This is a genomic window from Rathayibacter sp. PhB152 (genome assembly GCF_003751395.1).
GTDB lineage: Bacteria > Actinomycetota > Actinomycetes > Actinomycetales > Microbacteriaceae > Rathayibacter > Rathayibacter festucae.
Genome location: NZ_RJUT01000006.1, coordinates 73578 through 94880, shown reverse-complemented (window position 1 = coordinate 94880; position 21303 = coordinate 73578). Strand labels below are relative to the sequence as shown.

Genomic DNA, 21303 nt, shown 5'->3' with positions numbered 1-21303 from the left:
GGATCCGTGACCGTCTGGAGCCAGCTCGTCGGCCAGGAGCACGCCATCGGCGCCCTGCGCGACGCCTCGACCCCCCGCGACGAGAGGGGGCACGAGTCGACCTCGATGACCCACTCCTGGCTGATCACCGGGCCGCCCGGCTCGGGCCGCTCCAACCTCGCCTACGCGTTCGCCTCCGCGCTGCTCTGCCGCCGCGGCGGCTGCGGCGAGTGCCCGGACTGCGCGCAGGTCGCCGCGCGCTCGCACCCCGACCTCGCGGTCCTCGCCACCGAGCGCGTCATCATCTCGATCGAGGAGGTGCGCCGCCTCGTCTCGTCCTCGCAGTACTCGCCGTCGGTCTCTCGCTACCGGGTGATGGTCATCGAGGACGCCGACCGGATGAGCGAGCGCACCTCGAACGTCCTGCTGAAGGCGCTCGAGGAGCCGCCCGAGCGCACCGTCTGGATCCTCTGCGCGCCCAGCGAGGCCGACCTCCTGCCGACGATCCGCTCGCGGGTGCGCTCGGTGCGCCTGCGCGTCCCCAGCGTCGAGGACGTTGCCGGCCTGCTCGAGCGCCGCGACGGCGTCGACGCGGAGACGGCGGAGCGCGCCGCCCGCCAGGCACAGAGCCACATCGGCATGGCGCACCGGCTCGCGACCGATGCGAACGCCCGCGAGCGGCGCGAGGAGACCCTCCGGATCGCCCTGAGTCTGCGTGGGGTGTCCGACGCGGTGCTCGGTGCCGCGCGGATGATCGAGGTCGCCACCGAGGACGCGAAGGCCTACACGCTCGAGCGCGACGAGGTCGAGCGCCAGCAGGCGCTGCGCTCGCTCGGCGTCGAGCCCGGCGGCACGATCCCCGCCCAGCTCCGCTCGCAGCTGCGCACTCTCGAGGAGGACCAGAAGCGCCGGGCGACGCGCAGCCTCCGCGACGGCCTCGACCGCATCCTCGTCGACCTGCTCTCGCTCTACCGCGACGTCGTGCGCCTCCAGCTCGGCGCCCCCGGCGGCGTGATCAACGAGGAGGTGCGGAGCGAGATGACGGCGCTCGCCTCGGCCACCGCCCCCGAGCGCACGCTCGCGGTGCTCGACGCCGTGGCGGAGGCCCGGCAGCGCATCGACGCGAACGTCTCGCCCGTCCTCGCCCTCGAGGCGATGCTCGTGGTCGCCGCGCGGCGCCCGGTGGCCGCGTGAGGCGCCCGGGCCGCTGGACGGCGCTCGCCGCGGTCGGCGCAGCGGTCGCGCTGCTCTCCGGCTGCTTCGCTCCCGGACCCTCGCCCGAGCGCACCTCGACGCCCGCCCCGCAGGCGGTCGACGCCGATCTCGAGCAGTACTACGGCCAGGTCCTGGTCTGGGACGACTGCGGCGAGGGCATGCAGTGCACCGACGCGACGGTGCCGCTCGACTGGGACGCCCCGGCCGGCGAGACCGCCTCGATCGCCCTGGTCCGCCACCCGGCGACGGGCGGGGACGCGATCGGCTCCCTCCTGGTCAACCCGGGCGGGCCCGGCGGGTCCGGGGTCGACCTCATCCGGGACAGCCTGGACTTCGCCGTGGACGACGAGCTCGCCGCCCGCTTCGACGTGGTCGGCTTCGACCCGCGCGGTGTCGGCGCCTCGACCGCGGTGTCCTGCCTCGACGCCGCCGGACTCGACTCCTACCTCTACGACATCGTCCCGGGCGAGCGCGGCAGCGACGAGTGGATCGCCGCCCAGCGCACCGCCTCGGCCGCCTTCGCCGCCGCCTGCGAGGAGCGCAGCGGAGCGCTGCTGCCCGAGGTCGGCACCACCAGCGCGGCCCGCGATCTCGACGTGCTGCGGGCGGCGCTCGGCGACCAGGCGCTGCACTACCTCGGCTACTCCTACGGCACCTTCCTCGGCGCCACCTATGCCGGGCTGTTCCCCGATCGCGTCGGCCGGCTCGTGCTCGACGGCGCGATCGATCCGGCCGCGACCTCGCTCGACGTCGTCCGCGAGCAGGCGATCGGCTTCGAGAGCGCCCTGCGCGCGTATCTCACCGCCTGCCTCGGCGGCGAGGGCTGCCCCTTCACCGGCACGGTCGACGAGGCGATGGCGCAGGTCGCCGCGATGCTGGAGCGGGTCGACGCCTCGCCGATCCGCGCCCAGGACGGCCGGCAGCTCGGCTCGAGCACGCTGCTCACCGCGATCGTCTACCCGCTCTACTCCGCCTCCTCCTGGGGCGGGCTGAGCGAGATGCTCACGGACGTGCGGCAAGGCGGCGCGGAGATCGCCTTCCAGTACGCGGACGCCTACAACGGCCGGACGGCCGACGGCGACTACAGCGACAACGCGACCGAGGCCTTCCTCGCGATCAACTGCGTCGACTACGCCTACGACGCCGAGACGGAGTCGATGCGGGCGGACGCCGCGGAGCTCGAGGCGGCGGCGCCGACGCTCGGCCGCTACCTCGCCTACGGCGACATCCTCTGCGGCGAGTGGCCGGCCGCCTTCGAGGGCTCGCGGGCGCCGATCACGGCGGAGGGCTCGGGCCCGATCCTCGTGGTGGGCACCACGAACGACCCGGCGACCCCCTACGTCTGGGCGCAGGCACTGGCGGAGGAGCTGTCCGACGGGCACCTCGTGACCTTCGACGGCGAGGGCCACACGGCCTACAACAAGTCGAACTCGTGCGTGAACGACGCGGTCGACGCGTACCTGCTCGAGGGCGTCGTCCCCGAGGAGGACCCGCAGTGCTGACCGAGCAGGAGCGCCGCGGCGCGCCGGAGCAGCCGGGCCTCCGGGAGCGCAAGCGCCTCGCGACCCGGCGCGCGATCGAGACCGCGGTGCTGCGGCTCGCGAGCGAGCGCGGGCCGGACCGCGTCACGATCGAGGACGTCTCGCGGACGGCCGACGTCTCCACGCGCACCTTCTTCAACTACTTCGCCTCGAAGGAGGACGCGCTGGTGGGCGGCCTGCCGGTGATCTCCGACGAGACGGCCGCCGCGTTCCTCGCGGGCGACGCGCCGCTCCTCGTCGACCTGCAGGCGGTCTTCGTCGCGGCGGCGGAGGTCCCGGGGGAGGAAGACCGCGAGCTGCACCTGCTGCGGCGCAGCCTCTTCCGCGAGCACCCGCAGCTCGTCGGCCTCAAGATCGCCGGCATGCGGGAGTTCGAGCTCGCGATCGAGGACCTGGTCGCCGAGCGCCTCACCCGTGGCGGGACGGACGCCGAGGCGGTGCGCAGCCGGGCCCGGATGCTCACCCTGCTCGGCCTCGCCGCCATGCGGCACGCCTGGGCCGGCTGGGTCGACCACGACGGTCGCGACGCGCTCCCGGGACTCATCGTGCACTCGTTCGAGGAGCTGCGCGGCGCGCTCGCCGAGTAGCCGGCGGGCCCGCGCCTCGATTCACGCCCCGGCCCGCGAGCAGGCTATGCTGTGTAATCGTGTCCGGGGCCAGCGCCTCGCGAGCACGCCGCCTTAGCTCAGTCGGTAGAGCGTCTCACTCGTAATGAGAAGGTCGTCGGTTCGATTCCGACAGGCGGCTCCGCGTCTTTCCCCGTGGTGTAGCCGCGAGTGCAGCCTTCGCCCCGTATCTCCGGCCCCCAGGCCCCGTCGATCCCGGCCCGTTACCCTGGTCCGGATGACCGACACCTCGCCCCGCCGCCGGCCGCGCGCCCTCGTCGTCGCCGCGGCCATCGTCGCCGTGCTGCTGGGCGTCGGAGCCTTCGGCGCCGGGACGGCGATCGGCCGCACGGCGACTCCCGCCGCGGCGCCCACCGCCTCGGCACCCACCACCGCGACGACGATGGCCACGCCGACGCCGACGCCGACCGCCCGCCCCGCCGGCACCGAGACCGCCGAGGCGCTGCGCACCTGCTCCGTCGCCGGGCTCGCCGCGGATCCGCGCCTCGGCTCGATGCAGGCGCGGGTCGTCGACGCGGCGACCGGCGAGGTGCTCTTCGACCGCGGCGGCACGACCGCCTCGCGCACCGCCTCCGCCCTGAAGATCCTCACCGCCGCCAGCGCGCTCGCCGTCCTCGGCCCGGACACCCGGATCGCCACGACCGTGGTCGCGGGCGACGCTCCCGGCAGCGTCGTGCTGGTCGGCGGGGGAGACCTCACGCTGAGCCGGCTGCCGAGTGGTCAGGAGTCGGTCTACGCCGGCGCCGCGCACCTCGACGACCTCGCCGCGCAGGTCGAGGCTGCCTGGGACGCCGACCCGGCGACCGCGGGCACCAGGATCTCCTCGGTCGTGCTCGACGCCTCGCTCTACTCCGGCGACACCTGGCAGCCGAGCTGGAACCGCAAGGAGCAGACCGACGGCTACATGCCCGAGATCACCGCGCTGCAGGTCGACGGCGACCGGGCCGACCCGACCGCCTCCACCTCCCGCCGGGGCGACGACCCGGTCGGTCGCGCGGGCGAGGCCTTCGCCGGCGAGCTGTCCGGCTCGCCGACGGTGAGCACCGGCACCGCCCCGGCGGGCGCGCGAGTGCTCGGCACCGTCGAGTCCGCCCCGGTGAGCACCCTCGTGCAGCAGATGCTGCTCGTCTCGGACAACGCGATCGCCGAGATGCTCGCGCGGCTGGTCGCGATCCGGACGGGGTCCGGCAACGACTTCGGCGCCGAGCAGGCGGGCGTCCTCCAGGGCCTCGCCGGCTACGGAGTGGACACGGCCGGTATCACGATCGTCGACGGCTCGGGACTCAGCGACGACAACGCGGTGGCACCGGCGTACTTCACGAGCCTGCTGCGGAAGATCCAGGCCCGGGAGGGGCAGCTCGGCGTCCTCCTCGACGGCCTCCCGGTCTCGGGGCGCACCGGCTCGCTCTCCTACGCCGACCGCTTCGCCGGCGACAACGCGGTGGCCGACGGCGCCGTCCGCGCGAAGACCGGCTGGATCGACACCGGCTACACGCTCGCCGGCGTCGTCGACGCCCAGGACGGCACGGCGCTCACCTTCGCCGTCTACGCGCTCGGCGACGTCTCCGACTCGGCGAAGACCGCCATCGACACGCTCGTCACCGGCGTCTACCGCTGCGGCGGCGCGCTCTCCGACTCCTGACCTCCCACCCGCACCGCTCCCGCTCCCGTTCCGAGAGGACCACCATGACCACGGCACTCCTGATCGTCGACGTGCAGAACGACTTCACCGAGGGGGGCGCGCTCGCCGTCGCCGGCGGCACACGCGTCGCCGAGGCGATCACCGCGCACCTGGTCGCGAGCGTCGGCCGCTACACGACGGTGCTCGCCTCGCGCGACTGGCACGACGGCGACTCCGACAACGGCGGGCACTTCGCCGCCGAGCCCGACTACCTCGACACCTGGCCGGTGCACTGCGTCGCGGGGACGGCCGGTGCGGAGTACCACCCGGCACTCGCGGTCGACGCGGTCGACGTGCACATCCGCAAGGGCCAGGGCCGGCCGTCCTACTCGGCCTTCGAGGGGACGGCGGACGACGGCGCGCCGGTTCCGGCGCTGCTCGAGCGCCTGGGCGTCACCGAGCTCGACGTCGTGGGGCTCGCCACCGACCACTGCGTGCGGGCCTCGGCCCTCGATGCGCGCGCGGCCGGCCTGGAGGTGCGCGTGCTCTCCGACCTCGTCGCCGGGGTCTCGCCCGAGGCGAGCGCCGCCGCGCTGCGCGAGCTGACCGAGGCGGGTGTGCGCGTCGAGGCTTCCTCCACCGTGCTTCCCTCCTCCACAGGGGCCGGTCCGTCCACAGGGGCGACGAACTCCTGAGGTGCGTCCGGGGGCGGTCGTAGACTGAGAAGCATCGTCGTGCGGGGTCCGCGCGACTCGATCCGCACAGGAAGAGTGTTCTCGTGAGTGATTCCGTCGTTCGAAGCGCCGCCGAGGCGGCCCTGCTCGCCCGCGTCCCGTCGCAGCTGCTCATCGGCGGCGCCTGGGTCGACGGCTCGGGCGGCGGCACGATCGATGTCGAGGATCCGGCCACCGGCGAGGTGATCCGCACCATCGCCGACGCGACTCCGGAGGACGGCCTGCGGGCGCTCGACGCCGCCGTCGAGGCGGGGCCGGCCTGGGCCGCGACCGCGCCCCGGAAGCGTGCGGAGATCCTCCGCCGCGCGTTCGACCTGCTGCAGGAGCGCAAGGACGACATCGCCCTGCTGATGACGCTGGAGATGGGCAAGCCGTTCGCCGAGGCGCTCGGCGAGGTCGCCTACGGGGGCGAGTTCCTCCGCTGGTTCAGCGAGGAGGCGGTGCGCATCTCGGGCCGCTACGGCGTGAACCCGGAGGGCACGGGGCGGATGATCGTCTCGCAGCACCCGATCGGCCCGTGCTACCTGATCACCCCGTGGAACTTCCCGCTCGCGATGGCGACCCGCAAGATCGCCCCGGCCCTCGCCGCCGGCTGCACCGTCGTGGTGAAGCCCGCCGAGCTGACGCCGCTGACGACGCTCGCCTTCGCGGCCCTGCTCGCCGAGGCGGGGGTGCCGGACGGCGTCGTCAACGTCGTCACCACCTCCTCGGCCGGTGCGGTGTCGGAGCCGATCCTGTCGGACCCGCGACTGCGCAAGCTCTCCTTCACCGGCTCGACGCCGGTCGGGCGGACGCTGCTGCAGCAGGCGGCCGAGGGCGTGCTGCGCACCTCGATGGAGCTCGGCGGCAACGCGCCGTTCGTCGTCTTCGAGGACGCCGATCTCGACCGCGCGGTCGAGGGCGCGATGCTCGCGAAGTTCCGCAACATCGGCCAGGCCTGCACGGCCGCCAACCGCTTCTTCGTGCACGAGTCGATCGCCGAGGAGTTCGCGGCCCGCGTCACGGAGCGCGTCCGCGCGCTGACCGTCGGCCGCGGCACCGAGGCGGGCATCACGATCGGTCCGCTGATCGACGACCGCGCGGTCGAGAAGGCGGCCTCGCTGGTTCAGGACGCTGTCGAGCGCGGCGCCGAGGTCCGCGTCGGCGGGCACGGCATCGACGGAGCGGGGCACTTCTACGAGCCGACGGTGCTCGCGGGGGTCGCGGCCGGCAGCGAGATCCTGCGCACCGAGATCTTCGGCCCGGTCCTCGCGATCGTGCCGTTCAGCGACGAGGACGAGGCGGTCGCCCTCGCCAACGACACCGAGTTCGGGCTGGTCTCGTACGTCTTCACCCGCGACCTCGCCCGCGGGCAGCGGATGATCGAGCGGCTCGCCACCGGGATGATGGGTCTGAACGTCGGCGTCGTCTCGAACGCCGCGGCGCCCTTCGGCGGCGTCAAGCAGTCGGGGCTCGGCCGCGAGGGCGGGCTCGAGGGCATCCACGAGTACCTCAGCACCAAGTACACGCTCACCCCCGACCCGTTCGCCTGATCCGTGGAGCTGATCGAGGTCCGCTCGCTCGAGGATCCGCGGCTGCGTGACTACGCGCACGCCACGGACGTCGCGCTGAAGAACGCCCGCGGACCGCACGGGCTCTACCTCGCGGAGTCGGCGCTGGTGCTCGAGCGGGCGCTCGCCGCCGGGCACCGGCCGCGCTCGGTGCTCTCGCTCGGCGGCTCGGTCGAGGAGGCCGAGCGGCTGCTCGGCGACCGCGACGTCCCGGTGTTCACCGGGCCCGGCGAGCTGCTGGCCGAGCTGACCGGCTACACTCTGCACCGCGGCCTGATCGCCGCGCTGGACCGGCCCGTCCTGGCCGACCCGGCGGAGCTGCTCGCCGGCGCGCGCCGCGTGGTCGTGCTCGAGAACGTGGTCGACCCGACCAACGTCGGCGCGATCTTCCGCTCGGTCGGCGCGATCGGCGCCGACGCCGTGCTGGTGACCCCGCGCTGCTCCGACCCCTTCTACCGCCGGGCGATCCGCGTCAGCATGGGCACGGTGCTCCAGGTGCCGTGGACGCGGGTAGGCGACTGGCCGAGCACGCGCGCGCTGCTGCACGAGGCCGGCTTCACCATCGCCGCGATGGCGCTCACGCCGGACGCGGTGCCGCTGCGCGAGTTCGCGGCGGGCGCACCGGAGCGGGTCGCGCTCGTGCTCGGAACCGAGGGGGAGGGGCTCACCGCGGAGGCGCTGGCCGCCGCGGACGTCGCGGTGCAGATCCCGATGCGGCACGGGATCGACTCGCTGAACGTCGCGGCGGCGAGTGCGGTCGCGATGTGGGCGCTCGCGGCGCTCTGACCCCCCGTCAGGGCCGCGGCCCGTCGTTCCGCGCACCCCGGACGCCCCGGTCCGAGCGCCTGCGCTACGCTCGCCACGAACCCGGCCGGCCCCGCTCTTCTCGGCACCGCGCCGTCCCTCCGCCGTCATCCACCCCCGAGGTCGTCCATGCCCGAGCGCTCCCGGCTCCGCGCCGCCCGCCTGCCGTCGGCCGTCGCGGCCGTGCTGCTGCTGGCGCCGCTCGCTGGCTGCGCGCTGGACCCGGCCGAGGTGCCCGACTCCGGTGCCAGCCCCGCGCGGACGATCCGGGCGACCGAACCGACGCCCGTCGCGACCGGAGCGGTGACCGCGGGCGATGAGGTCTCGCAGCTGATCACCCGGTGCCTCGCGCGCTACGGCCTCAACGAGCGGCCCGCCGCCCCGGACGGCTCCCTGAGCGAGTCGGAGTGGCTGGCCGCGCAGGAGGCGATCGCCGACTACGACCGCACCCTCACCGACTGCTCCGCCGAGGCGCTCTCCACCGACGCGCCCGCCCCGACGATCGCGCCCTGATGCGCGTCGAGGGCTGCGCGGCGCTGGTCTCCGGGGGAGCCTCGGGGCTCGGGGCCGCGACGGCGCGGGCCCTCGCCGAGGCCGGAGCGCGCGTCGTCGTCCTCGATCTGCCGACGGCGCTCGACAGCGCCGACCTGCCGGAGTCGATTCTGCGGATCCCGGGCGACGTCCTCGACGCCGACGCCGTCCAGCGGGCCGTGACGGCCGCCGAGGGGCTGCGGATCGCGGTGACCTGCGCCGGCGTCGCCACGCCGGGCCGGCTCCTCGGCCGTGACGGGCCGCTGGCGCTCGACGCCTTCGAGCGGGTCCTCCGGATCAACACCGTCGGCACGCTGAACGTCCTGCGGCTCGCGGCGGCCGCGATCGCCGAGGGCGAGCCGGTCGAGGGGGAGCGCGGGGTCCTGATCACCACGGCGTCGATCGCGGCCTTCGAGGGGCAGATCGGGCAGGCGGCCTACGCCGCCTCGAAGGGCGCCGTGGCCGCGCTGACCTTGCCGCTGGCGCGCGAGCTGGCGTCCGCGCTGATCCGCGTCGTCTCGATCGCGCCCGGCACCTTCGACACCCCGCTGCTCGCCGGGCTGCCGGAGGCGGCGCGCGCCGCCCTCGGCGAGGCGGTGCCGCACCCGGCCCGGCTCGGCCGGCCGTCGGAGTTCGCCGCGCTCGTGCGCCACGTCATCGAGAACCCGATGCTCAACGGCGAGGTGATCCGCCTGGACGGCGCGCTGCGGATGCCGCCGCGCTGACCGGGCTGCGGGCCGCGCTCAGACCAGCAGCTGGTGCTTGGCCAGGTCGCGGTAGAGCGGCGTCGTCTCGACGAGCTCGGAGTGCGTGCCGATCCCGACGACCTCGCCCTTCTGCAGCACCACGATCTGGTCGGAGTCGACGACCGTCGAGAGGCGGTGCGCGATGACGAGCAGCGTCCGGTTCTCGGCCACGGCGTCGATCGCGAGCCGCAGTCGCTGCTCGTTGAGCCCGTCCAGGCTCGAGGTGGACTCGTCGAGCAGCAGGATCGGCGGGGCCGCGAGGAGCGCGCGCCCGATGGCGAGGCGCTGGCGCTCGCCGCCCGAGAGCATGACGCCGCTCTCGCCGACGGGGGCGTTCAGGCCGAGCGGGTTGCGCTCGAGCACGTCGGTGAGGTTCACGGCCTCGAGCACCCGCAGGCAGTCCTCGTCGGAGGCGTCGGGGCGGCCGAGCACGAGGTTCTCGCGGAGGGTGCCGGCGAGCACCGGCGCGTCCTGCTCGACGTAGCCGATCTGGGCGCGGAGGGCGTCGCGGTCGATGGCGGTGATGTCGACGCCGCCGAGCCGGACGACGCCGGCCTCGGGGTCGTAGAAGCGCTCGATCAGCGCGAGGATCGTGCTCTTGCCGGCGCCGGACGGGCCGACCAGGGCGGTGCGCTTGCCGCGCGGGACGGTGAACGAGACGCCGCGCAGGACGGTGCGGTCGCGGGCGTCCTCGTCGGCGTCGAGGGCCTTCTCGTCGTAGGAGAAGACGACGTCGTCGAAGGCGATCGCGGAGTCCGCGACGCCCGGGCCGAGGCCGCCGCCGTCGCGCTCGCCGTCGCCCTCGATCGGCAGGTCGATGATCTCCTGGATCCGCCCGAGCGCGCCGAGCGCCGAGTTGACCGAGGTGATCGCGCCGATGAAGTTGCCCAGCGGCATCACCATCATGAAGAGGAAGAGGATGAACGACACCAGCTGCGCGATGTCGATCGCGCCGGAGGCGACGCGGTAGCCGCCGACGCCGAGCACGGCGAGGAAGGCGACTTGCATCGCGATGCCGGCCACCGGGACGACGAGCGCCGAGATGTGCGCGACGCGGATGCCGAGGCGGTAGGCCTCGGTCGCGTGCGTGTCGACGACGGCGATCTCGCGATCGGTCGCGCCGGCGGCGCGGATGGTGCGGACGGCGCTGATCGCGCGCTCGACGGCGGCGGCGAGGTCGCCGACCTTCTCCTGGGCCTTCCGGCTGGCGACGCGGATGCCGCGCCCGAGGGTCAGCGCCGCACCGAGGGCGACGGCGACGACGACCACGATGATCAGCAGCAGTACCCAGTCGATGATCGCCATGGCGACGATCGCGCCGACGAAGAGCAGCGAGCCGGCGATCGAGTCGACGAGGCCCTGGGTGAGCACGGCGCGCAGCAGCGTGGAGTCGGAGCCGACGCGGGAGACGAGGTCGCCGGTGCGGCGGGCGTCGAACTCGCGGATCGGCAGGCGGAGCAGCCGCGCGACGAGGCGGCGGCGGCTGGAGAGGACGATGCCCTCACCGGTGCGCTGGAGGAGGTAGTGCGCGAAGCCGGAGATGAGGCCGGAGGCGACCACGAGGACGAGGAGCGCCCAGACCAGCGGGCCGAGGTCGAGGCCGTCCTGCACGCGGGTGATGACCTGGCCGACGACGAGCGGCTGGGCGAGGCTGGCGGCGGCGCCGAAGAGGCTGAGGACCACCACGACGGAGAGGATGCCGCGGTGCTCGAGCAGGTAGGGGACGAGCTGCGAGAAGGAGGCGCGGGGTCCGTCGTCCTTGCCGCGGCGGGGGCGCCGTCCGCCGCGCGTGCTCTCCGTGGTGCTGCTCATCGCTCGTTCGTCCTCGCTCACGCCTTGCCGTACTTCTTGTGGACCGCCGTCCATCTTGCCCCTTCGTGGCTGCGAACCGGCCCTCGATCGGGACGGGAAGCCGTGGTGATCGAGTGGCCCGCGGAGCGGGCGCATCGAGATCCACCGGCGTCAGAACGCGAGTCCGCAGAACCGCCCTCTTGGGGACGGTGGGTCTCGATACGCCCCTGCGGGGCTACTCGACCAGCATGAAGGGTCGAACGGCATGAAGGGGTCGACCGGCATGAAGAGTCGACCGGGATAAAGGGCCGACCGGCATGAAGGGTCGACCGGCATGAAGGTCGGCCGGCATGAAGGGTCGACCGGCATGAAGGGCCGGCGCCGCTTCCTTTCGCACGGGCCCGGAGACAGGTCCGGCCCGCCGGGGGAACCGACGGGCCGGACGTGCAGGGCGGGAGTGTCCTACGACACGTTGTCGTGGTACGCCGTGTGCTGCGTCTCCTTGGAGAGCAGGAGCGCGATCAGCGTCAGCACCGCCGCGCCGCTGAGGTAGAGGCCGACCAGCAGCGTGCTGCCGCCGGCCGACTGCCAGAGCGCCACCGCGATGATCGGCGCGAGCGCCGCTCCGAGGATCGACGCCAGGTTGTACGACATCGCCGAGCCGGTGTAGCGGACGTTGGTCGGGAACAGCTCGGGCAGGACGGCGCCCATCGGGCCGAAGGTGAGGCCCATCAGCGTGAAGCCGAGGATCAGCACCGCCATCACACCGGCGAAGCCGCCGCTGAACAGCGGGACGAAGAGCAGGCCGAAGACGAGGATCGCCGAGGTGACGACGAGCAGCGTGCGACGGCGGCCGAACTTCTCGGCCAGCGGGCCGGGGACGAGCGTGAAGATCCCGAAGAAGACGACGCCGACGATCAGCATGATCAGGAAGTCGTTGCGGCTGTAGCCGAGGCCCGGGGTCGCCGCATCGGAGGGCGTGGTGCCGTAGGTCAGCGTGAACGTGGTCATCAGGTAGAAGAGCACATAGGTCGCCAGCATGATGAACGTGCCGAGGATGAGCGGGCGCCAGCTCGTCTTGAAGACGCGGGCGAGCGGCAGCTTGGCCACCTCGCCGTTGTCGACGACCTTCTGGAACGCGGGGGTCTCGACGAGCTTGAGGCGCACGTAGAGGCCGACGATCACCAGCACGGCGCTCGCGAGGAACGGCACGCGCCAGCCCCAGGCCGCGAAGGTCTCGTCGCTCATGGTGCTCGCCAGGACGAGGAAGAGCACGTTCGCGACGATGAAGCCGATCGGGGCGCCGAGCTGGGGGAACGTGCCGTAGATGGCGCGCTTGTTCGCGGGAGCGTTCTCGGTCGCGAGGAGCGCGGCGCCGGACCACTCGCCGCCCAGGCCGAGGCCCTGGCAGAAGCGCATCACGACGAGCAGGAACGGAGCGAGGAACTCCCAGCCCGGCGTGAGGGCGGTCGGCAGGCAGCCGATCAGGAAGGTCGCGATGCCCATCGTGAGCAGCGAGGCGACGAGGGTCCCCTTGCGGCCGACGCGGTCGCCGAAGTGGCCGAAGATGATCGACCCGATCGGGCGGGCGATGAAGGCGACGCCGAAAACCGCGAAGGAGGCGAGGAGGGCGACCGCCGGGTCCTCGTTGACGAAGAAGAGCGACGGGAAGACCAGGACGGCGGCCGTCGCGTAGGCGTAGAAGTCGTAGAACTCGATCGAGGTGCCGATGAGGCTCGCCAGGATGACCCGGCCCCGGGAGTTCTGCGGGGCGGCGGCGGGAGCGTCGGCTGCGGTACGGGAAGAAGACATGGAAGAGGGCTGCTCCGGTGGAGGGGTCTCCCGGTGCCGGCGGGGGCGGCGTCGATCGGGCGCTGCGGGCCGCGGGGGCCGAGGGGGAGGAAGGGTAGGGCCGCTCGTGACGACCCGTCCACTTTACTCCGGGTCTTCTCAGCAAGAGCGCCTCTCCGCGAAGTGCGCCGACGCCCCCGACAAGGGGGGGGCGTCGGCGCTCGGGGTCGCGTCTAGCCGCGCAGCTCGCGGAGGACGAGCGCGGTCGCGATCGCCGCCTCCGCCGCCTCGCGGCCCTTGTCCTCCTTCGAGCCGGGCAGGCCGGCGCGGTCGATGCCCTGCTGCTCGGTGTCGAGGGTGAGCACGCCGAAGCCGACCGGCTTGCCGGTCTGGATCGAGACGTTCGTCAGGCCCGAGGTCGCCGCGTCCGAGACGTACTCGAAGTGCGGGGTGCCGCCGCGGATGATGACGCCGAGGGCGACCACCGCGTCGGCGCCGGCCTCGAGCGCGGCCTTCGCGGCCACCGGCAGCTCGAACGAGCCGGGCACGCGCACGAGCGACCAGGAGGCGCCGGACTCGTCGAGCGCGGCCTTCGCGCCGGCGATCAGCCCGTCGCTGATCTGCTGGTGCCAGGTCCCCGCGACGACGACGACGCGGAGGCCGCTCCCGTCGACGGGGGAGGTGGTGGGGGCGCCGCTACCGGCCATGGCTTACTCCTTCGGTGTCGCGCCGGAGGGTCCGGCGTCGAGGGGGTCGAGTCCGACGAGGGGGTCGAGATCGCTGAAGTGGCCCATCCGGTCGCGCTTGGTCGCGAGGTAGCCCTGGTTGAAGGCGCCGACGCCGGCCACCAGCGGCACGCGCTCGGACACGGTGATGCCGCGGTCGGTGAGCTGGCGCACCTTCTCCGGGTTGTTGGTGAGCAGGCGGACGTCGGTGACGCCCAGGTCCTCGAGGATGCCGACGGCGGCGCCGTAGTCGCGGGCGTCGGCGGGCAGGCCGAGGGCGAGGTTGGCGTCGAGGGTGTCGAGCCCGTCCTCCTGGAGGCGGTAGGCGCGGAGCTTGTTGATCAGGCCGATGCCGCGGCCCTCGTGCCCGCGGAGGTAGATCACGACGCCGCCGTCGCGCTGGATCGTGTCGAGCGCGGCGTCGAGCTGCGGGCCGCACTCGCACTTCAGCGAGCCGAAGGCCTCGCCGGTGAGGCACTCGGAGTGCACCCGCACGAGCGTGCCGTGGCCGTCGCCGATGTCGCCCGCCACGACGGCGACGTGGTCGGCGCCGGTCTGGCGGTCGCGGTAGGCGCGCAGCTGGAACGGCCCGTGCGTGGTGGGCACGGTCGTCTCGACCTCGAAGATCACCCGCGGGGTGTCCCGGGCGGGCTCCACGCTCGAGGCGTCCAGCTCGGCGTGGTGCTCCTCGAGGTAGGCGATCAGGGCGGCCACCGTGGTGACCGGCACGCCCTCGCGCTCGCCGAGCGCGATCAGGCCGGGGAGGCGCATCATCTCGCCGTCCTCCGCCACGATCTCCGAGATGGCGCCGACGGGCTCGAGCCCGGCGAGCTTCATCAGGTCGACCGCCGCCTCCGTGTGGCCGTCGCGCTCGCGCACGCCGCCCTCCACGGCGCGCAGCGGCAGGATGTGGCCGGGCCGGTGCAGCCGCGCCGGGGTCGCCTCCGGGTCGGCCAGCACGCGGAGCGTGTGCGCGCGGTCGGACGCGCTGATGCCGGTGGAGAGGCGGTCGGCGGCGTCGACCGAGATCGTGTAGGCGGTGCCGCGCGGGTCCTCGTTGTCGACGACCATCAGCGGCAGCTCCAGGCGGTCGGCGATCTCGTTGGTCATCGGCGCGCAGATGAAGCCGGAGGAGTGGCGCACCATCCAGGCGATCGTCTCCTGGCTCGCGAGCTGGGCCGAGACGATGACGTCGCCCTCGTTCTCGCGGCCCTCGTCGTCGGCGACGATGATCGGGCGGCCGGCGCGGAGGGCGGCGACGGCCTCGGGGATCGTGGCGAGGCTCATGCTCGGCCTCCTGTCGTGGCGGCGGACCGCAGCGCGAGCATCCGCTCGACGTGGCGGGCGAGGATGTCGGTCTCGATGTTGACGCGGTCGCCGACGGCGCGGGCGCCGAGGGTGGTGGCGGCCAGGGTCTCGGGGATGAGCGAGACCTCGAACCACTGCTCCGGCTCGGTGGCGGGGCTGATCGCCGAGACGGTCAGCGAGACGCCGTCGACCGCGATCGAGCCCTTGTCGGTGACCAGGGGAGCGGCCGCAGGCGGGAGGGAGAAGCGCAGCACGCGCCAGGCGTCGCCGGGCGTGACCGCGAGCAGCGTCGCGGTGCCGTCGATGTGGCCCTGGACGATGTGGCCGCCGAGGCGGTCGCCGACCAGCGCCGCGCGCTCGAGGTTGACGGGGTCGCCGACCGCGACGCCGTCGAGTGTGGACATCCGCAGGGTCTGCGCCATCACATCGGCGGTGAAGCCGTCCGCCGACTGGTCGACGACGGTGAGGCAGACGCCCGAGACCGCGATCGAGTCGCCGTGCCGGGCGCCCTCGACGGCCAGCGGGCCGCGCACGGTCAGGCGGATCGCGTCGCTCCCCGCCGAGACGGCCGTGACGACGCCGACCTCCTCGATGATTCCGGTGAACATCAGGACTCCTTCTGCGGGGCGGGCTGCCGGCGGGCGGGGGAGCCCGGCCGGGCGGTGACGAGGAGGTCGCCGCCGAGGACCTCCACGGAGCGGAGATCGAGGCGGTGCGCGCCGGCGATGCTCGCGACGCCGAGGTCGTCGAGGGCGAGGCGCGGGCCGCCGAGCAGCGCCGGGGCGAGGTAGACCAGGAACTCGTCGACGAGCCCGTCGGCGACGAGGGCGGAGGCCAGCGTCGGGCCGCCCTCGACGTAGACGTGGCGGATCTCGGCGTCGTAGAGGCGGTCGAGGACCGCGGCGAGGTCGTGGGTGCGCTCGAGGACCGGGGGGCGCGGGTGCTCGAGGACGCGGGCGCCGACGGGGACGGCGCGGGTGCCGACGACGACGGGGAGCGGCTGCTCGGCGAGGAGCTCGCCGGCGTCGCCGCGGGCGGTGAGGCTCGGGTCGTCGGCGAGGACCGTGCCGGTGCCGACGAGGATCGCGTCCGCTGCGGCGCGCTGCTCGTGCACGCGCTGCCGGGCCGCGGCGCCGGTGATCCAGCGGCTGCTGCCGTCGGCGGCGGCGGTGCGGCCGTCGAGCGTGGACGCCCACTTGAGGGTCACCCAGGGGCGGCGGCGGCGGGTCGCGGCGAGCCAGATGTGCAGGAACTCCTCCGCCTCCTCGGCGAGGACGCCCTCGATCACGTCGACGCCGGCCGCGCGCAGGGTGCCGCCGCCGCCGGCCGAGCGGTCGCCGGGGTCGCCGACGGCGTAGACCACGCGGGCGACGCCGGCGTCGATCAGGGCCCGGCTGCAGGGGCCGGTGCGGCCGGTGTGGTTGCAGGGCTCGAGGGAGACGACGGCGGTGGCGCCGGTCGCGGCGCCAGCGGCGAGGGCGGAGAGGGCGTCGACCTCGGCGTGCGCGGTGCCGGCGCCGTGGTGCCAGCCCTCGGCGAGCACGGTGCCGTCCGGCGCGAGGAGGACGCAGCCGACACGCGGGTTCACGCCGCGCGCGGGGCCGCGCTCGGCGAGGGCCAGCGCCCTGCGCATCGCGTGCTCGAAGTCGATCGTCATTCCCGGTTCCGTTCGTCGCCGAACTCCGGGGTGCGAGCGGCGGTGCGCGGGCACCGTCGTTCAGCGCCGCGCTCGCGCGCGACGCTCGTGCTGCCTCCCATCCGGACTTTCACCGTCGGTCCCGGAATTCCACCAGGTCAACCGCCTCCCACCGAAGTGGTCAGCGGCTCGCGGACTGTCACCGCCGGTTCGGACTCTCACCGACCCCGGAGCACGTTGTATCCCCGCCAGCCTACTCACCACGGCTGGGAGCGGGGTCTCGCAGCGTCATGCTCGCCGGCGGCGGGGTCTCGATACGCGCTTCGCGCTCCTCGGCCAGCATGCAAGGGCGGTGGCGGCGGCGTGCTCGCCGGCAGACGGGGCCGGCCGCCGTCTTGCATGGGCGGCTCGCTCATGCTGATCGAGCAGCCCTCGGAGAGGGCGTATCGAGATCCGCCGTCGTCCGGTGGGCGGGTCTCGATACGCGCTTCGCGCTACTCGACCAGCATGCTGCCGCGCGCGGGTCAGGACTGGTCGGCGGCGGCGACGTGCTCGGCGTGGGCGCCGTGCTCGTCGTAGTGGTCGCCGTGCAGGGCGTGGCGGTGGGTGCCGTGCGCGTAGTCGACGTGGTCGTCGTGCTGGACGGTGGTGTGGCCGCAGCCGTCGCCGTGCTGGTGCTCGGTGAGGTCGTGCTCGGCGTGGAGGTCGGTGCTGCTCATGGTGCTGCCTTTCGAGGAACGCGGCCACCGGTCGGCGGCCAGAACCAGTGGACCAGATCTATAAACGCATCGCAATACATTCTGGTAATCGAGAGTGATGATCATCCGCAGCAGCGGGCTACCCTCGAGGCGATGGACGAGGACAGGTACGGGCAGGACGTGCTCGCCGGGAACTGGCGGGCGAAGAACACGGTCGAGGTCGCGGTGGTCGAGGCCGAGCGCGATCTCGTCGTCGAGGAGGTCGCCTCCGGCTTCGTCGGCGCGGTCGTCGGCGTGGAGCTGCGGATGGTGAAGCTCGAGGACCGCTTCGGCAAGGTCCGCGTCTTCCCGATCGGCCCCGGCTTTTTGATTGACGGCAAGCCGGTGTCGCTCAAGGCCCCCGGTCTCAAGCGCGACGCGAACCTCGGCCGGGCGCGCTCCGCCTCCGGCTCCTTCCACGTCGCGGATGCGAAGGCGCGCGTCGCGCTGCCGAGCCGCATCTACGTCGAGGGCCGGCACGACGCCGAGCTGGTGGAGAAGGTCTGGGGCCACGACCTGCGGATCGAGGGCGTCGTCGTCGAGTACATCGAGGGCGTCGACAACCTCGACGAGCTGGTCCGCGCCTTCGCCCCAGGGCCCGGACGGCGGATCGGCGTGCTCGTCGACCACCTCGTCCGCGGGTCGAAGGAGTCGCGGATCGCCGACGCGGTCGCCGCGGGCCCGCACGGCGCGCACGTCCTCGTGGTCGGCCATCCCTTCGTCGACGTCTGGCAGGCGGTCAAGCCGGCCCGCGTCGGCCTCGAGCGCTGGCCGGACGTCCCGCGCTCGATCGAGTGGAAGAAGGGCATCTGCCAGGCGCTCGGCTGGCCGCACGACGAGCAGGCCGACATCGCGCGCGCTTGGCAGCGCATCCTCGGGCAGGTCCGGACCTTCAAGGACCTGGAGCCGGCGCTGCTCGGCCGGGTCGAGCAGCTGATCGACTTCGTGACGGAGCCGGCATGACCCGCCGCGCCGGGCTCGGCCTGGCGGTGGACGTCCTCCTCGTCGCGGTCTTCGTGCTGATCGGGCGGCGGACGCACGACGGCGACTCGGTGCTGGAGGGCTTCCTCGTGACGCTCTGGCCCTTCCTCGCGGCGCTGCTGCTGGGCTGGGTCATCGCGCGCGCCTGGCGGACGCCGGATCGCATCGTCGTCTCCGGGATCGTGGTCTGGGTCGTGACCGTGGCCGGCGGGATGCTGCTGCGGGTGCTCTCTGGGCAGGGCGTGCAGCTGAGCTTCGTGGTCGTCACGACGATCGTGCTCGGAGTGTTCCTGCTCGGTCGCCGGGCGCTCAGCCGGCGGATCGGCCGGCGGCGCGCGTAGGGCCGGGGGTCCGCTCAGCCGAGGACCCGCACGCCGAAGTGCTCGGCGAACAGCGGCAGCATCAGGCTGAGCTGCAGCTCCGTGAGCGCGACGCCGCGGAGCCCGTCGAGACCGCCGAGCACGTGCAGCTCGGCGCCGCGCAGGTCGAGGTCCTGGATCCTCGCGCCGGGCAGCTCCAGGGAGCGGACGTCGCAGTCGGTGAAGGCCACTCGCGAACCGGTGGCCCCGCCCAGGTCGAGCTCGTCGATCGTGCAGCGCTCGAAGAGGACGTCGCGCAGGGTCGCTCCGCGCAGGTTGACGTAGCCGAGCTTGCAGTCCGTGATGCGGACCTGCTCGAAGGTGCTCTCGTAGAGCTCGGCCGAGCCCAGCCGGGAGGAGGCGAGCTCGATCGAGCGCCAGCGGCTGCGGGGCGCGGACAGCCCGGGCACGTCCAGCCGCTCGAGCCGCGATTCCACGAGGGAGGCGGCCCGCAGCTGCGCCCGCTCGAGGACCACGCCGTCGAGCACGCACTCGCTGAACGAGGCTGCGGTCAGGTCGGCGCCGGTCAGGTCGACGCCGTCGAAGCGGAGCCCCTCCGCGTGCTCGCGAGCGCCGGTGTCGCCGGCGTAGCCCTCGGCGAGGCCGTCGAGGACGAGCGGATCGAAGCGGGGGGAGGGGAGGGCGGCGCGCACCCGGCGAGCCTACGCGGCGAGCACCCGCGCACCGCCCACCGGCGAGCCTCTGCGCGCGAGCGGGGCCCGGCGGTGAGAGCATGACCGCATGCCCCGACTCCTCGCCGTCTGCCGCGTCGACCGCCTGCTCCTGGACCCGGGCCTGGTCGGCGTGACCGCCATCGACAAGCGCCCCGTCGAGGGGCCGGTCGTCATCCGGGATCTCGGCGTCTACGCCGACGTGCAGGCCGACCGCGCGCACCACGGCGGCGAGGCGAAGGCGCTCTACGCCTACGCCCGCGAGGACGCCGAGTGGTGGGCGGAGCGGCTCGGCTACGAGATGCCCCCCGGACGGTTCGGCGAGAACCTGCGCGTCGAGGGGCTCGATCTGACCGGCGCCGTGATCGGTGAGCGCTGGCGGATCGGCGAGAAGGTCGAGGTCGAGGTGACGATGCCGCGGACGCCGTGCGCGACCTTCCAGCGCGTGCTCGGCGAGCCGCACTGGGTCAAGCGCTTCGCCGACGAGGGCCGCACCGGCGCCTATCTGCGGGTCCTGCACCGGGGGAGCATCGAGGCCGGCGACGCGGTCGAGCTGCTCTCGCGCCCGGAGCGTGCCGTGCCGCTGCGCCGCTGGTTCGTCGAGCGCCGCGCGGACGACGCGCAGACCCTCCTCGACGCCGAGGCCGCGGGCGAGCTGCGCCTCGCCGCCGACCTGCGCCCCTACGTCGAGCGCGCGCTCGCCTGACCCGCGGACTGCTGACCGGCCCCAGCTTGCTGATCGCCCAGCCCATTGCTCGCGTCGATCCGGCACGAACGGTCGTCTCCGGATGCGCGAGGGGACCGTTCGTGACGGATCGACTGGCGCGGTCGGGGTGTGGAGAACAGGCGGGTCTGTGAAGAGCGGTTCTCAGGGGTCCGCGTGCGGCACGGTGGCGGGATGCCGCAGCCGTCCCGTCTTCCCTCCGAGCTCCTCGGGCGGCCGTTCACCGTCGCCGAGGCCGCTCGCGTCGGTCTCGCCCGGGGTCGCCTGCGCAGCGGCGATCTGACGGCGCCGTTCCACGGCGTGCGGGTCGAGGGCGTCGATCCGGACCTCGAGATCCGCGCGCGGGCGCTCCTCGCCCTGCTCGGGCCGGGAGCGGTCCTCAGCCATCTGACCGCGGCGAGGCTCTGGCCGCTGGAGCTCCCGCGCGCCCTGCCGGGTGAGCCGCTGCATGTCAGCGTGCGCGCGCCGGCTCGGGCGGCACGGCGTCCGGGAGTGGCCGGGCACGCGGTCTCCGATGCGCGGGTACGGCGCGTCGTCCGGCACGGCTTGCCGATGACCGACGGGGCGTCGCTCTTCTGCCATCTGGGCACGCTGCTCGAGCTCGACGATCTCGTGGCGGTGGGCGACGCGCTCGTGCGGACGCCGCACCGCGGAGACTCGGAGGATCCGCGCCCCTGGGTGCCGCTGGGGGAGCTCCGCGAGCGAGTGGCGTGGTTCTGCGGGCGCGGGGCGGCGCGGCTGCGCGAGGCGATCGCGCTGGTGCGCGACGGCGCCGAGTCGCGGCCGGAGTCCCGTTTCCGGCTCGCGTCGGTGCGGGCAGGACTGCCGGAGCCGCAGCTCCAGGTGGCGCTGTTCACGTCGGCGGGTGTCTTCGTCGGGCGGCCCGACGGCTGGTACGAGCGGGAGCGGGTGTCCTGGGAGTACGAGGGCGACGGACACCGCACGAGCAACCGCCGGTTCGCGCGCGACGTCGGCCGCTACGACGACTTCCTCGCGATCGGTGTGCACCCGGTGCGCATCGTCGCGGCCGAGTTCCTGCCGCACCCCGAGCGCTCGGTCGAGCGGCTACGCCGGGCCCTCGCGGATCGAGCGCGACCGTGAGCGCGGGTCCCGATACGCCGCTGCGCGGCTGCTCGACCGGCATCGGCATGGTGATCGAGCAGCCCTCGGAGAGGGCGTATCGAGATCCACCGGTGTCCGGGTGGGTGGGTCTCGATACGCCGCTGCGCGGCT

At 73.9% G+C, this 21303-nt stretch carries 21 protein-coding genes, 1 tRNA gene and 1 riboswitch; of the genes, 14 read left to right on the top strand and 8 right to left on the bottom strand.

From position 1 onward, the window contains the following. The first annotated feature begins 6 nt into the window (after positions 1-6). The 10 genes from EDF36_RS14915 (at position 7) to EDF36_RS14870 (ending at position 9326) form a co-directional block, all read left to right on the top strand. Complete coding sequence (locus tag EDF36_RS14915; RefSeq protein WP_123705195.1) at positions 7-1173, top strand: DNA polymerase III subunit delta'; 1167 nt, start codon at positions 7-9, stop codon at positions 1171-1173. Next, positions 1170-2696 (top strand): alpha/beta hydrolase, encoded by a 1527-nt coding sequence (locus EDF36_RS14910; protein ID WP_123733607.1) that lies wholly within the window; start codon positions 1170-1172, stop codon positions 2694-2696. Before EDF36_RS14915 ends, EDF36_RS14910 begins: the two co-directional genes overlap by 4 nt. After that, on the top strand, positions 2690-3322 hold the full coding sequence (locus tag EDF36_RS14905) for a TetR/AcrR family transcriptional regulator (RefSeq protein ID WP_164874522.1): 633 nt from the start codon (positions 2690-2692) through the stop codon (positions 3320-3322). The genes EDF36_RS14910 and EDF36_RS14905 overlap by 7 nt, the downstream gene beginning before the upstream one ends. 87 nt (positions 3323-3409) lie before the next feature. After that, positions 3410-3482 (top strand) — tRNA-Thr (locus EDF36_RS14900). Positions 3483-3578: 96 nt separating this feature from the next. Then, positions 3579-5003, top strand: a complete 1425-nt coding sequence (dacB, locus tag EDF36_RS14895) for a D-alanyl-D-alanine carboxypeptidase/D-alanyl-D-alanine-endopeptidase (RefSeq protein ID WP_123733606.1) — start codon at positions 3579-3581, stop codon at positions 5001-5003. Between the two features lie 44 nt (positions 5004-5047). Beyond that, on the top strand, positions 5048-5677 hold the full coding sequence (locus EDF36_RS14890; RefSeq protein ID WP_123733605.1) for an isochorismatase family protein: 630 nt from the start codon (positions 5048-5050) through the stop codon (positions 5675-5677). An 83-nt stretch (positions 5678-5760) separates the two neighbouring features. After that, on the top strand, positions 5761-7248 hold the full coding sequence (locus tag EDF36_RS14885) for an NAD-dependent succinate-semialdehyde dehydrogenase (protein WP_123733604.1): 1488 nt from the start codon (positions 5761-5763) through the stop codon (positions 7246-7248). A 3-nt stretch (positions 7249-7251) separates the two neighbouring features. Beyond that, the gene (locus tag EDF36_RS14880) at positions 7252-8052 is read left to right on the top strand and encodes an RNA methyltransferase (protein WP_123733603.1); all 801 of its coding nucleotides are present in this window, start codon (positions 7252-7254) and stop codon (positions 8050-8052) included. A gap of 147 nt (positions 8053-8199) precedes the next feature. Continuing rightward, the gene (locus tag EDF36_RS14875; RefSeq protein WP_123733602.1) at positions 8200-8583 is read left to right on the top strand and encodes a hypothetical protein; all 384 of its coding nucleotides are present in this window, start codon (positions 8200-8202) and stop codon (positions 8581-8583) included. Continuing rightward, positions 8583-9326 carry an SDR family NAD(P)-dependent oxidoreductase gene (locus EDF36_RS14870; protein ID WP_123705189.1) on the top strand — a complete coding sequence of 248 codons (744 nt, stop codon included), beginning with the start codon at positions 8583-8585 and terminating at the stop codon, positions 9324-9326. Before EDF36_RS14875 ends, EDF36_RS14870 begins: the two co-directional genes overlap by 1 nt. Before the next feature lie 18 nt (positions 9327-9344). Here EDF36_RS14870 and EDF36_RS14865 read toward each other — a convergent pair whose 3' ends face one another. From EDF36_RS14865 to EDF36_RS14835, 7 genes are all read right to left on the bottom strand, one after another. Continuing rightward, positions 9345-11159, bottom strand: coding sequence for an ABC transporter ATP-binding protein (locus EDF36_RS14865; RefSeq protein ID WP_123733601.1), 1815 nt, complete (start codon positions 11157-11159; stop codon positions 9345-9347). 441 nt (positions 11160-11600) lie between these two features. Continuing rightward, complete coding sequence (locus tag EDF36_RS14860) at positions 11601-12950, bottom strand: MFS transporter (protein WP_123733600.1); 1350 nt, start codon at positions 12948-12950, stop codon at positions 11601-11603. 212 nt (positions 12951-13162) lie between these two features. Next, the gene (ribH, locus tag EDF36_RS14855) at positions 13163-13636 is read right to left on the bottom strand and encodes a 6,7-dimethyl-8-ribityllumazine synthase (protein WP_123447670.1); all 474 of its coding nucleotides are present in this window, start codon (positions 13634-13636) and stop codon (positions 13163-13165) included. A 3-nt stretch (positions 13637-13639) separates the two neighbouring features. After that, the gene (gene ribA / locus EDF36_RS14850) at positions 13640-14941 is read right to left on the bottom strand and encodes a GTP cyclohydrolase II (protein WP_123733599.1); all 1302 of its coding nucleotides are present in this window, start codon (positions 14939-14941) and stop codon (positions 13640-13642) included. Then, on the bottom strand, positions 14938-15570 hold the full coding sequence (locus EDF36_RS14845) for a riboflavin synthase (protein WP_123733598.1): 633 nt from the start codon (positions 15568-15570) through the stop codon (positions 14938-14940). The genes ribA and EDF36_RS14845 overlap by 4 nt, the downstream gene beginning before the upstream one ends. After that, positions 15570-16619, bottom strand: a complete 1050-nt coding sequence (gene ribD, locus EDF36_RS14840; RefSeq protein WP_260300737.1) for a bifunctional diaminohydroxyphosphoribosylaminopyrimidine deaminase/5-amino-6-(5-phosphoribosylamino)uracil reductase RibD — start codon at positions 16617-16619, stop codon at positions 15570-15572. The genes EDF36_RS14845 and ribD overlap by 1 nt, the downstream gene beginning before the upstream one ends. Positions 16620-16703: 84 nt before the next feature. Then, positions 16704-16837: riboswitch (FMN riboswitch) on the bottom strand. Positions 16838-17122: 285 nt separating this feature from the next. Beyond that, positions 17123-17317, bottom strand: a complete 195-nt coding sequence (locus EDF36_RS14835; protein ID WP_123447667.1) for a zinc transporter permease — start codon at positions 17315-17317, stop codon at positions 17123-17125. Between the two features lie 132 nt (positions 17318-17449). On the opposite strand from EDF36_RS14835, the gene EDF36_RS14830 reads away from it, so the two are divergent. Both EDF36_RS14830 and EDF36_RS14825 read left to right on the top strand, forming a co-directional pair. Continuing rightward, complete coding sequence (locus EDF36_RS14830) at positions 17450-18298, top strand: DUF3097 domain-containing protein (protein ID WP_123447666.1); 849 nt, start codon at positions 17450-17452, stop codon at positions 18296-18298. Continuing rightward, positions 18295-18657, top strand: a complete 363-nt coding sequence (locus EDF36_RS14825) for a DUF3054 domain-containing protein (protein ID WP_123447665.1) — start codon at positions 18295-18297, stop codon at positions 18655-18657. The genes EDF36_RS14830 and EDF36_RS14825 overlap by 4 nt, the downstream gene beginning before the upstream one ends. A 14-nt stretch (positions 18658-18671) precedes the next feature. Here the strand turns inward: EDF36_RS14825 and EDF36_RS14820 are convergent, their stop codons facing one another. Continuing rightward, positions 18672-19328, bottom strand: coding sequence for a pentapeptide repeat-containing protein (locus tag EDF36_RS14820; RefSeq protein WP_123733597.1), 657 nt, complete (start codon positions 19326-19328; stop codon positions 18672-18674). A gap of 88 nt (positions 19329-19416) precedes the next feature. On the opposite strand from EDF36_RS14820, the gene EDF36_RS14815 reads away from it, so the two are divergent. Then, entirely contained in the window at positions 19417-20052 is a 636-nt protein-coding gene (locus tag EDF36_RS14815; protein WP_123733596.1) for an MOSC domain-containing protein, read from the top strand. Positions 20053-20244: 192 nt separating this feature from the next. After that, positions 20245-21171, top strand: coding sequence for a hypothetical protein (locus EDF36_RS14810; RefSeq protein WP_123733595.1), 927 nt, complete (start codon positions 20245-20247; stop codon positions 21169-21171). The last annotated feature ends 132 nt before the right edge of the window (positions 21172-21303 follow it).